The sequence below is a fragment of the Syntrophobacterales bacterium genome (assembly GCA_031274925.1).
GTDB lineage: Bacteria > Desulfobacterota > Syntrophorhabdia > Syntrophorhabdales > Syntrophorhabdaceae > PNOM01.
The window spans coordinates 1-12,021 of the sequence record JAISPL010000024.1 but is presented as its reverse complement, the minus strand read 5'-3'; the positions used below and the strand labels follow the sequence as shown (position 1 = coordinate 12,021).

The following is a 12,021-nucleotide window of genomic DNA, read 5'->3' as shown; positions in this document are numbered from 1 at the left end:
AATACGGGAACCATGCAGGCGAAAGGACCGTGGGTGGCATTCCTTGATTCTGATGATGAATGGAATCCCGATTATCTTTCCTCACAGTACGAGCGAATCAAGGAGTTTCCTAAGGCTGTAGCTCATATGACCAATGCGTTCTCTGTCTCTCTTGAGATGGAAAGAATCGGTCTCTTTACCGAATCGAATTTTCTTGTCAAATTCGGGACTAAAGAATATTTGGTCTTGGAAAAGCCGCTAGCTCTGGTCATTGAGCATGCGATGTGGTTTCTACAGTCATCGGTTATGCGGCGATACTCATTGTTGCGCGCTGGATTATTTGACGCAGGGCTTTCCATCGCGGAAGACCTGGATGTGATTGCCCGCATGGCGCTTGAAGGCCCGTTCACGATTTCAAAAAGGGAATTAGTCGAAGTTTTCAGGCGTGACGAGGCGATAGAAAATTTGATGGCTCAAAGCCTAAAGAGGGGTACGTATCGCCACAAGGCATTTGGTAAAGTATATGACTCTCTTCTGAGTCGTGGAGATTTGACGCGGCAGGAATACACGGCCATTAAGCGCAAGCAAGGCCAAAACCTGAGAGCTCTGGGAAATATGTTGGTTCTGGCCAACAGAAAAGCGGAAGCCAGGCATTCCTATATGAGATCTCTGTTGCTTCATCCTTCTGTCCGTTCCCTCATAAAATGTGTCATCACATATCTGCCCGGTAATTTATCCGATACCCTCGTCAGAAAAAGAAAGGATATATTACCGGGGGAATAAAAGATGACCGCATCCAAGAGAACGGTTCGTGAAAGCATATGAGCGGCTGTAATATCGTGATCCCATTAGTACCCTAATTCCGGCAAGGGAGTTGATTTATCGTGAGCGCTATGAGAGTGGTGACGAACACTCAGGGAATAGTTCGAGAACATGGAATAAAAGTGTGTATGCTCACGTACTCGTTCTATGAGAACGACGGACGGGTCAAGAGGTATGCAGAGTCTCTTGCCTCCCGCGGCGATGAGGTTGATGTTATCTCGCTGAGGAAAAAGGGGCAGCCGGCCTTCGAGACTTTTAAGGCGGTTAATGTCTACCGCATCCAGGAGAGGACCCCCGACGAGAAAGGCAAATTTTCATATCTTGAAAAACTGGTACGATTTTTTTTACACTCCTCATACTATTTATCGAAAGAGCACTCAAGGAATCCATACAATTTTATTCATGTCCACTCCATCCCTGACTTTGAGGTCTTTGCCGCATTGTTGCCGAAGCTTTCCGGTTGTAAGATCATCTTGGATATTCATGATATTGTTCCAGAGCTTTATGTAAGTAAATTTTCACGGGCGGACAACGGTATGTTATTCAGAGCGCTTAAGACGGTGGAGAAGTTGTCGTGCGGATTCGCGGACCATGTCATCATATCAAACCATATTTGGGAGAAAAAGCTGTGTTCAAGGTCGGTTTCACCAAGCCGATGCACCACTCTTCTGAATTATCCGGATCCGTCTATTTTTTTCCCGAGGAAACGGACACGAAACGATGATAAATTTATTATGATGTATCCGGGGACTTTAAATTGGCACCAGGGACTTGACCTCGCGATTGAAGCGTTTATGTCCATTGCCGCGCAAGTGCCGCAGGCTGAGTTTCACATTTACGGTCGTGGAAGCGAGTTGGATAAATTGAGAGAAATGGCAGACTCGGCGGGACTTTCATCCCGGATCCTGTTTCAGCCTCCGGTGCGGATAGAAGAAGTTGCCGAGTTAATGGCAAATGCCGACCTTTGTATCATTCCAAAGAGAAATGATCCATTTGGAGGGGAGGCGTTCAGCACGAAAAGCCTCGAATTTATGTCCCTTGGAGTCCCTGTAATTATGTCGAGAACAAAGATTGACAGCTATTACTTCAACGATTCGGTAGTGAGATTTTTCGAGCCGGAAAACGTGTCTGATTTAGCCTCTGCCATGCTTGATTTAGCCACTAACAAAACAAAGAGAAGACTGCTCGTGGATAACGCGTCCAAATTTGTGGCTGAATTTTCATGGGAAAAAAAGAAACTGGAATACTTTAGCTTGGTGGACAGACTGACGCGCAAGGGCTAAGACTGCTTTTGCGGTATATACGAAATCAATGCCCAAAAATTATTCCGATTTCAGACGTAATGTAATGATCTCGGAATTAATCGTAATCTTGAGATATCTTTGATTAGCGCAACGAAGATCATAGTAAACGGAGACGACTTCGGGAAGTCTGAGGATGTAAATGAATCCATAGAATTCTGCCACCGAAACGGCATTATGACGAGCGCATCATTGATTGCTGCCGGTTGTGCATTTGACGGAGCGGTAAATATTTCAAAGAGAAATCCTGGATTGGGAGTGGGCGTTCATCTGACGCTCGACGAGTTCAATCCTATTTCGAAACAACCATCATCAGTTTTAGACCCATCGACAAGCAGATTCTATTCCAAAGAAAAATCCGCCACAAATGCCAAATGGTTCAAATATAGCAGGACAGATCTGGTTAAGGAATATGCGTTTCAAGTTGAGAAGGTTTTAGATAGCGGCATTTTAATCACCCATATGGATCACCACCACCACCTCCACCTATTTTGGCCTGTATTGGACGCTATGGTCGAAGTTGCCGGAAAATATGGTATCCCTTACATTCGGTCTCAGAAGTTGATTACCAATAATAGGCAATCCTTGGTAAAGAAAATATATAGGACCGTTCATCAGTATTACCTGAGGAAAAAAACGAGGACCACGGACGGCTATTTTGATTTGGCACACGCAGACTTTGAAGGAATATTTGACGGGATGGTAAAGGCGGTAGTCTTGAACCGTGACGTAATCGAGATAGTGGCTCACCCACATAAGGAAAACAAATCTGTAATATCATTTCTCACAAATGAAGGAGTCAACAAAATGTTTAAAACAGACAGACTTATCAATTTTGGAAATATTTGATCTTCCGTGCTTGAATTCATGAGATCACAGATTTTAGAGGCGGCACAGGGCAAAAACTCGAAAGTACTTGTCTTGGTGGGATTTGCGGAAGCACTCTCTGCGCCGGAGGTAGTGTGGAGTTTAGTGGATGAAGGCTTTGAGGTAATTGCATTTGCTCGGAGAGGGCGACGGTCTTCCCTCCACCACAGCCGTTATGTCACATGTTATGAAATTACCCCTCCTGAGACAGACCTCGCGAAGGGCCTCGCCGAACTGAATGCCTTGTTGGTCTCGCTTGCCACTTCGGTAAAAGAATCGCAGCGTGTCTTATTTCCGTTGGATGACTCGGCGGTGTGGATGTGTGGCAGAGTCTCCCTGAGTCATGGCTGGACATTGGCTGGTCCCAGCGGTGTCAATATTGATTTGGCTCTTGATAAGTCCGTGCAAATTCAGGCCGCAATGGATGCAGGATTTAAAGTACCCAGAACATTTCTCGCCGAGACACCCAGAGACATACTGAACAATAATATAGCATTTCCGTTCATTCTTAAACCGGCACAGAGTGTCCTTCCCATTAAGAACCGATTGCGAAAATATCGGACTTGGATATGTGGAAGCCGTGAAGAATTGGAGAAGGCACTGAATGAATGGGACGGCGCGATGCCGCTCTTGGCGCAGCCGTTAATTAACGGTGTCGGGGAGGGTGTTTTTGGCCTTGCTACCCCCGGACATATAAGAGCATGGAGCGCTCATAAGAGATTGAGAATGATGAACCCTCATGGCTCTGGGTCCAGTGCCTGTATCTCTCAGAAAGTATCGGAGGAGTTCATTGCTCCTATAGAGAAGCTGGTAAGTACAGCGGAGTGGCGTGGACTTTTCATGATTGAGCTGTTACGCGACGCTTCGGGGGTTGCGTGGTTTATGGAAATAAACGGTCGGCCTTGGGGCAGTATGGCCCTCGCAAGGCGCCAGGGGTTGGAATATCCGGCTTGGAACATCAATCTTTCGATTGGCACGACAGTAACCATTGCCGAGCCTCTTGGTGCGCCAGGGATCGTGTGCAGGCACTTAGGGCGGGAGCTCATGTATCCTATATTTGTATTACGCGGACCAAAATCAAAGGCCTTGAGGAAGTGGCCATCGTTCTGGAAAGCTCTACGCGACGTCGTAACTGTTCGACGTGGTGATTTCCTTTACAACTGGCGAAGGGACGACCCGAAAGTTTTGTTCGTCGACTCGTATTACACATTACGCGACCAGTTATCCAAGCGTGGGAGATGAGGCGGGAAAGACTTAAAGCCGCTGTCCATGTGCACTCCGACTGGTCATATGATGGTAAGTGGCCGCTCAAAACTCTTGCGGTTGAGTTCAACCGTCGGGGTTATCGGATAATTATGACGGCAGAACATGACAGAGGGTTTACTCAACCACGTTTTGAGCGGTATCGGGAAGCGTGTGCGCAGGCGAGTACTGACCGAATGCTCATTATTCCTGGAATTGAATATAGTGATGCGAGCAATATTGTTCACATTCTTGTGTGGGGAAGCGCACGTTTCTTGGGCGAAAGAGTACCTACGGGCAGATTGCTGGAGACGGTTACAACTGAAAATGGGGTGGCTGTGCTTGCGCATCCATCCCGGCTTAATGCGTGGAATGTTTTTAATCCCGCCTGGAAAACAGGATTGACAGGTCTTGAACTGTGGAATCGTAAGTCGGATGGATGGGCACCGAGTCAGACCGTTTTTCCCCTTCCCAAAGAGTTGGACCTCGTTGCCTTCGCGGGGATTGATTTTCATGATCGGCGTCAGTTTTTTCCGCTGTCTATGACTTTAAACGGAAAAGCAACCATAACAGAGGAGTCGGTCTTGGATTCCTTAAGATCTCGTCAATGGCAGGCTTGCGCGTTCGGGGTTTCCCTCAGTGGCAATATGATTCTGAGGGCGCTGTCGGCATTGAGAGCCATTGAGCGTAAGAGGAGGCTTTTGGCGAGAATCTATAGGTGGTATAAATAACAAGCACAAAGCCAACGCTTAAGAAGCGATAGATGCATTTACCCTCAAGTGGAAATAGCAGTATGTTTAATAAATGTAAAATGGCGGAAGATAAACACGTCAGCATATGCGTCTGCACATACAGGAGGCCTGAACTTTTGGAACGGCTGTTAGCCGGGGCAATACTGCAAAAGACAGACGGTTTATTCGGATATTCCGTAGTGATTGTCGACAATGACTCGGAAGAGTCTGCCCGCGAGACAGTAGAAACGTACGCACTTCGGTCAAAGATTCCCATTGATTATCATGTAGAGCCTGAACAAAATATCGCCCTGGCAAGAAACAGGGCTGTGAAGAACGCAAAAAGCGATCTAATTGTTTTTATTGACGATGACGAAATCCCGGATGAAGATTGGCTTCTTAATTTGTATGAAGCTTTTTGTAGGTTTCAGGCCGACGGTATATTGGGGCCGGTCAAGCCATATTTCGAGACACAACCTCCCGGTTGGATCATAAGCAGCAAGATATGCGAGAGAAGGTCATTTTCAACCGGAACTATTCTCCGTGACGCCAGATATACTCGAACGGGTAACGTATTGTTGAAAAGGGAAATACTTGTCGATGGGGGTGACCCTTTTAATCCTCTCTTTGGAAAGACAGGAGGAGAAGATGGGGATTTCTTCAGAAGAAGACTCCAAAAGGGCAATAGGTTTATCTGGTGCAATGAAGCCTGCGTAAGCGAAATTGTCCCGCCGGAAAGATTCCGAAGATCTTATTGGGTTCGGAAAGCGTTTCTTCAAGGTTCGGCTTTCGCCAAGTCGGAAAGAATTTCATTGCTCAGTATTGATTCGGTCAAATCGTTCTTAGCTATCATGATATATACTCCGGCTTTGCCGATATTAATACTTATAAGGCACGATCTTTTCATGAAGTTCCTTGTAAAAGTTTGTTATCACCTAAGTACGCTTCTGACGGTCTGCGGCGTGAGCGCAGCGAAGGAAAGAGTTTTTTGACAATTCGGACCGCAAATGCCAATGAAGAACAATTATAGATATGTCCTGATAACTCCAGCCCGTAACGAGGAGTCTAGTATAGAGAAGACAATTAAGTCGGTGGTGTCTCAAACCATTTTACCCGAAAAATGGATAATTGTCAGTGATGGATCGACCGATCGTACGGATGAGATTGTCGGAAAATATGCTCAGACAACTACTTGGATGGAACTGATCCGGATGCCGGAGCATACCGACCGGCAGTTCGCGGCGAAGGTTCATTGTTTTAATGCCGGTTACGCAAAGATAACAGAGACAGAAATAGAATATGACATTATAGGAAATCTTGACGCTGATATTTCCTTCGAAGGTAATTATTTTAATTTTCTTTTGGCGAAATTTGCCGGCGACCCTGCACTCGGGGTTGCGGGGACTCCTTTTGTGGAGGACGGGAAGCACTACGACTACAGATTCACGAATATTGAACATGTTTCCGGGGCATGCCAACTATTCCGGCGTGAATGTTTTGAGGAAATAGGCGGATACATTCCCATTAAAGGAGGGGGTATCGACTGGGTTGCGGTTACGACGGCCAGGATGAAAGGATGGAAAACACGCACATTTACGGACATGACGTGTCTTCATCACCGCAAGATAGGTACAGGAGACTCGGGCACACTGAAAGTACAATTCAAGTATGGGCAGAAGAACTACTGTCTGGGCGGCCACCCTTTATGGCATTTATTCAGATCTATTTTCCAGATGAAGAATAAGCCTTATGTAATTGGGGGTATTCTATTGCTATGGGGATATGTCTGGGCTTTCGTGAGCAGGGCAAAAAGGCCCATATCGGCGGAACTTATGCAATTTTACAGAGCGGAACAAACGCGGAGACTTCATGAAATATTCCGCCGGGCATTTGAGTTTAAACGGGATCATTAGTCCCGCATATGATGCGACGAGATGCGACAAATATTCGAAGATAGCTTGGAAAAACTGGAAAAATGGATAGAAGACCACAATTATAAAGGGTATGATCCGGCAGACGGTCTGACGTCATATGTGAGACCCCTCACGCTGGGCAACCTATTCCTTGATCGTCTGCTCCAGCAACTCATTTGGCGAAGTCCGATTAACCTTCGCCCGCTTTTGGGCGTGAAACCGAAAGATTCTTTTATCGGGCGTGGCTATATGGCTTGGGGCTATCTCACGAGGTTTAGGGCAACAGGCGTTGAGAAGCATAAAGATAAGGCAATAGCATGTCTCAACTGGCTGATGACAAATAGAGCGCCGGGCCACGAAGAATATGCTTGGGGTAAAATGTTTGATTTCGCAAGCCGTGGCGGCAGGCAGGGGAAATTCGAACCCATCACCGTCTGGACGAGCCTTATTGGTTTTGCGTTTCTTGAGGCGTACGAAGTCATGGGAAACAAAGCTTATCTGGAAGTGGTTGAAAGCGTCTGTAACTGGATATTGTCGATACCGAGAAACGAGACGGCCTCAGGCTTTTGTCTTAATTATACAGCCAAAGGGGAGGGGGATTGTACTATTCATAATCAGAGCATGTTAGCGGCTGCCTTGCTGGCACGAGCGTTCACTTACATTGAAAGAATGGAATACCTGAAAGTGGCCAAAAAAGCAATGGCATACACGTGTACCAGGCAGTTACCTGATGGTTCCTGGCTTTACGGAGAAGAAACAAAGTATCACTGGATTGATAATTTCCATACTGGATATAATCTGGACGCCTTAAAATCTTACATAGAAAGTACGAAAGACAAGACGTATGAGGGCAATCTGAAGCGAGGCTTCGAATTTTATAAAAATAACTTTTTTGAGGCGACCGGCAGGCCAAAGTATTACCATAACCGCGCATATCCCATTGACAGCCAGTGTATATCTCAATCGATAGAGACGCTGGTCAATTTTTCCGACTATGATCACGCATCGCTCGAATTGGCTTTGAGGGTCGCCAAGTGGGCCATTGAAAATATGCAGGATAAGTCGGGTTATTTTTATTTTACACGATATCCCGTCTTTACATTGAAGACGCCAATGATCCATTGGGCGCAGGCGACCACGTATAAGGCCCTGGCGCTTCTGCTTCTTAAACTAAATGAAACAAAACCCCGGTCTTAATATAAGCCGATTTAGTCAGTTACCTGAAAGAGCCGGAAAATATGGGCAATACTTCGATCAAGGTTTTGAAGATCCGTACAGATAGAAACTGTATGAGAAAAGTGATGAAATTATGATATATGATAGGCTGTAAAGCTAAAATAAATGAACAAATAATGTTGGAAATCATAAAGAATATATGATGCTGAAGGCGATGGACCAAATTTAAGACGTATGAATTGATTATCTGTATGGGTGCAGAAAGTTCAACCGGTTGTTTTGCGCTTGTTTCTGGCCGGAGAGACCCGTGTTGCCATGTGAACCATTAAGACAATAAGAAAGGAATCGAGTTAATGTCCATAATCAATCTAAATGAGATATCGCTCAACGTTTCACGGGGGATCGCAAGGATTGGAGAGATCTACGACGAAAACTGGCTTGAAAGAAGTTCTCTTAAGGCTCCGGAGGAAGTAGTAAAAGCAATCGTAAGCGCTGGAGCGAAGATAGATATTTTTACATTCATGCAAACATTGTCTGAGGCTTCACCTAAATATGGGTACTATATGGAGTGGGACAATGTTGCGGTAATTAGGTTAGCGACGTTTGATGAATGGTGGGCCGGGCTGCCGCAGGCGACCAGAAAAAATGTGAGAAGGTCGGCCAAACGAGGTGTCAATACAAAAGTTGTTGAATTTAATGATGAATTAGTGAAAGGCATTGTAAACATCTATAACGAAACCCCTGTCAGGCAAGGTAGATACTTTTGGCATTATGGCAAGGATTTTGATACGGTAAAGCGGGAGAATGCAACCTATTTGTCAAAATGCGATTTCATAGGAGCCTACCTCAATGACGAGCTTATAGGGTTCATAAAAGTGGTATACGTAGGGCAAGCGGCAAAGATTATGCAAATTATCTCCATGGTCAGGCATCAGGATAAAAGGCCTACCAACGCATTAATCGCTAAAACAGTGGAGATATGCGAAAAGAGACAGATGAAATACTTTACCTACGGAAAGTACATTTATGGAAAGAGAACAAATACCCCTATAATTGAGTTCAAGAACCGTAATGGTTTTAAAATGATAGAAATACCTAGGTATTATATACCTGTAAGCAATAGAGGCAGGATAGTTCTTAAACTTAGGCTTCATCATGGCATCGCGGGATTGATTCCTGTAAAATTAAATAATTATCTCATTGATGTGCGGACAAAATGGTATGAAAGGAAAATGAAAGGAGAGGAAGAGGGAGGAAACGGAAATTAAATGGTTGAATTTTCCGTGCTCCTGAGTTAATATTATAGAAGTATATTGCCAAATAAAGCCGGTGTAGTTCAATGGGCAGAACAGTTGAATTCCATTCAGCAGATGGAGTGTTCGAATCCTCCCGCCGGCTCCAAATGCAGTTTTCTTAAGAGAAGCAACATAAACCAAGCATCGGAATGCAGGTTCTGCGTACCCTCAATCTTCTGTTTATTATCGTGCTGGATATTAGCAACACAGTTAGGAAAAACATATGCCTGGAATTGTAGGAATTATTGGCGAGGGTTCAGCCGAGGAGCAGAGATTTGCCCTTGAGCTGATGAGTGTACGTATGACGCATGAAGCCTTCCACCGAAGAGGAACCTATTCTAATGAGGAACTTGGATTCTATATCGGATGGGTAAACCATGACGGTTCGTTTTCGGATTGTGCACCAATATGGAACGAGAATAAGGATATCTGTCTCATATTCTCCGGTGAGGATTTTACAGACCAAGCGGACTTAGAATATCTCAGGACCCGGGGGCATGAATATGATCCAGGGGGCGCCGGTTATCTGGTGCATCTCTACGAGGAACACGGACTCGGTTTTATCGACAAACTCAACGGTTGGTTCAGTGGTGTGGTGGTAGACCTTCGGGAGAAGATTGTCGCGTTATTCAATGACAGGTATGGGTTGAACCGAATTTACTATCATGAGCGCGATGGCAGGCTCTATTTTTCCTCGGAAGCCAAATCGCTCTTGAAAGTTCTGCCGGAACTGCGCACTTTGAATCTAACGAGCCTGGCGGAAACGTTCTCTTTTGGATGCGTGCTACAAAATAGAACTCTTTTTCGAGGGATTTCCCTTATCCCGGGGGGATCAATCTGGACATTTGCCCGAAAGCAAAATGTGAAAAAGCGAACCTACTTTGATCCATCAGTATGGGAGGGTCAACCGATGCTGAGCGGAGAAGAGTATTATGAAAGACTGAAGGAAACCTTCGGTCGCGTGATACATCGTTATCGTCGCGGGCCAAATCAAGTAGCCATGTCGCTCACAGGCGGTTTGGATGGCCGCCTGATCATGGCTTGGTCGCATCCTGATCCCGGAGAATTGCCATGCTACACTTTCGGCGGTACATATCGTGACTGTACGGATGTTTCGATCGCTCGTAAGATAGCGAGGATTTGTAACCAACCGCATGATACAATCGTTGTGGGACCTGTCTTTTTTAAAGAGTTTCCCAAACTGGCCGAAAAAGCCATATTTATTTCCGATGGAGCAATGGATATAACAGGATCCGTTGAACTCTATGTCAACCGATTGGCACGACAGATTGCCCCTGTACGCTTGACCGGCAATTATGGGTCTGAAATTTTGCGGGGGAATGTAGCGTTTAAACCAAAGCTTTTCCGGGAAGAATTGCTGGACCCGGAATTTGCGGAACTTGTCAAAAACACTCCTTCAACCTATATCCACGAACAAGAGGAGGGATCTATCCAATCATTTATAGCCTTCAAACAGATACCATGGCATCATTACGCGCAATTTTCTCTTGAGCAATCTCAACTTACAGTACGCTCTCCATATTTGGACAACGAGATTGTCGCTTTGACGTATCAGGCTCCTCGTAGTGTCATTTTGAGTAAAGAGCCGTCATTGCGTCTTATCGCCGAAAGAAACCGCGCGTTAGCCAGGATACCTACGGATCGAGGGTTATTGTATAGGCCCATTCCCGTTATAGGAAAAATGCATCACCTTTTTCAAGAGTTTACTGTAAAGTCGGAATATGCGTATGACTATGGGATGCCTCAGTGGCTGTCAAAAATTGATCATATGTTCGCCTCGGTACGCCTTGAAAGGCTCTTTCTCGGAAGACACAAATTTTATCATTTTCGTATTTGGTATCGTGATCAATTGTCCCGATATGTAAGACAGATTCTCTTGGATTACCGCAGTCGCCAAAGGCCTTACCTTCATGGGAGAATTCTTGAAGATATTGTCAATCGACACATCAAAGGTCTTGGAAATTATACGTCAGAGATACACCGTCTTCTCACGAGCGAGCTTATTCAGCGAGAGTTGATGGAGCAATAAAAGGAGAAGTATGGACCTTCGATTAGCAATTACTGAATTACTGATATAATCCCTGCCTGGGCTATTAGCGTAGCGCAAATCATACTATTTATGCTATTAAGCGAAGGAATAATACTTCAGAAATATGTGTCGATGGGTCCGGGAAGATATTAATCAGTCAGGTAATCAATCTAAGCCTTATGTGGCATCAAGTTTGCTTATAAAATTCAAGAGAATCTGTGAAACTGGAATAAATTTAATCTGTCCTTGTAATGATGATCATTTTATTTAAACTTTTCTGCGAGGTAGAATTTTGCCAAGCTAGGATGTGCAGCGGAAATAATTTTGTCTCTGTTAAGCCGCGCATCAAATGACTCTATAAAGAGTTTTGAGGTATGAGAATGAAAAAAACCAACCACGTTTCATCCTTGTTTGCAATAATGCTTACCTGTGCCCTTCTTTTGGGTATCAGCATGGCTCTTCCATCGTATTCATTGGCGGCATACACTACCGTTATGTGCCGTTATGGAGAGACCGGAACATGTAAACTGGCAGCCTCATGTTCCGCCGCCGACATACAGTCCGCAATTGACGCCTCCTCATCGGGAGGGTACGGCACCATGAACTCTAATGGAACGCCCCGAACTGACGGTACATTCGATGGGG

General features: G+C 45.2%; 11 protein-coding genes and 1 tRNA gene. All 12 read left to right on the top strand.

Translation table 11 applies throughout. From position 1 onward, the window contains the following. Positions 1-762 (top strand): glycosyltransferase (locus LBQ00_03995; GenBank protein ID MDR2018022.1); only part of this gene is annotated, 762 nt, incomplete at its 5' end. A 110-nt stretch (positions 763-872) separates the two neighbouring features. Further along, entirely contained in the window at positions 873-2,084 is a 1,212-nt protein-coding gene (locus LBQ00_03990; GenBank protein ID MDR2018021.1) for a glycosyltransferase family 4 protein, read from the top strand. 99 nt (positions 2,085-2,183) lie between these two features. Beyond that, positions 2,184-2,951, top strand: a complete 768-nt coding sequence (locus tag LBQ00_03985) for a ChbG/HpnK family deacetylase (protein MDR2018020.1) — start codon at positions 2,184-2,186, stop codon at positions 2,949-2,951. 18 nt (positions 2,952-2,969) lie between these two features. Then, complete coding sequence (locus LBQ00_03980; GenBank protein ID MDR2018019.1) at positions 2,970-4,211, top strand: hypothetical protein; 1,242 nt, start codon at positions 2,970-2,972, stop codon at positions 4,209-4,211. Beyond that, positions 4,208-4,942 (top strand): hypothetical protein, encoded by a 735-nt coding sequence (locus LBQ00_03975; GenBank protein MDR2018018.1) that lies wholly within the window; start codon positions 4,208-4,210, stop codon positions 4,940-4,942. The genes LBQ00_03980 and LBQ00_03975 overlap by 4 nt, the downstream gene beginning before the upstream one ends. Positions 4,943-5,004: 62 nt before the next feature. Continuing rightward, a complete protein-coding gene (locus LBQ00_03970) occupies positions 5,005-5,934 on the top strand; it encodes a glycosyltransferase family 2 protein (protein MDR2018017.1) in 930 nt (309 codons plus the stop codon). A 21-nt stretch (positions 5,935-5,955) separates the two neighbouring features. Beyond that, positions 5,956-6,855 carry a glycosyltransferase family 2 protein gene (locus tag LBQ00_03965; protein ID MDR2018016.1) on the top strand — a complete coding sequence of 300 codons (900 nt, stop codon included), beginning with the start codon at positions 5,956-5,958 and terminating at the stop codon, positions 6,853-6,855. A gap of 21 nt (positions 6,856-6,876) precedes the next feature. After that, complete coding sequence (locus LBQ00_03960; GenBank protein ID MDR2018015.1) at positions 6,877-8,052, top strand: hypothetical protein; 1,176 nt, start codon at positions 6,877-6,879, stop codon at positions 8,050-8,052. Between the two features lie 332 nt (positions 8,053-8,384). Next, on the top strand, positions 8,385-9,299 hold the full coding sequence (locus LBQ00_03955; protein ID MDR2018014.1) for a hypothetical protein: 915 nt from the start codon (positions 8,385-8,387) through the stop codon (positions 9,297-9,299). Positions 9,300-9,356: 57 nt separating this feature from the next. Further along, a tRNA-Gly gene (locus tag LBQ00_03950) sits at positions 9,357-9,432 on the top strand. Between the two features lie 117 nt (positions 9,433-9,549). Beyond that, the gene (locus LBQ00_03945) at positions 9,550-11,376 is read left to right on the top strand and encodes a hypothetical protein (GenBank protein MDR2018013.1); all 1,827 of its coding nucleotides are present in this window, start codon (positions 9,550-9,552) and stop codon (positions 11,374-11,376) included. A gap of 380 nt (positions 11,377-11,756) precedes the next feature. After that, on the top strand, positions 11,757-12,021 hold a 265-nt coding region (locus LBQ00_03940), incomplete at its 3' end, for a hypothetical protein (protein ID MDR2018012.1).

What these genes read in the sequence shown, in the direction of transcription:
- LBQ00_03975 (MDR2018018.1), top strand. Translation starts at nt 4,208, where the DNA reads ATGAGGCGGGAAAGACTTAAAGCCGCTGTCCATGTGCACTCCGACTGG.
- LBQ00_03965 (MDR2018016.1), top strand. Translation starts at nt 5,956, where the DNA reads ATGAAGAACAATTATAGATATGTCCTGATAACTCCAGCCCGTAACGAG.
- LBQ00_03970 (MDR2018017.1), top strand. Translation starts at nt 5,005, where the DNA reads ATGTTTAATAAATGTAAAATGGCGGAAGATAAACACGTCAGCATATGC.
- LBQ00_03955 (MDR2018014.1), top strand. Translation starts at nt 8,385, where the DNA reads ATGTCCATAATCAATCTAAATGAGATATCGCTCAACGTTTCACGGGGG.
- LBQ00_03960 (MDR2018015.1), top strand. Translation starts at nt 6,877, where the DNA reads ATGCGACAAATATTCGAAGATAGCTTGGAAAAACTGGAAAAATGGATA.
- LBQ00_03990 (MDR2018021.1), top strand. Translation starts at nt 873, where the DNA reads ATGAGAGTGGTGACGAACACTCAGGGAATAGTTCGAGAACATGGAATA.
- LBQ00_03945 (MDR2018013.1), top strand. Translation starts at nt 9,550, where the DNA reads ATGCCTGGAATTGTAGGAATTATTGGCGAGGGTTCAGCCGAGGAGCAG.
- LBQ00_03980 (MDR2018019.1), top strand. Translation starts at nt 2,970, where the DNA reads ATGAGATCACAGATTTTAGAGGCGGCACAGGGCAAAAACTCGAAAGTA.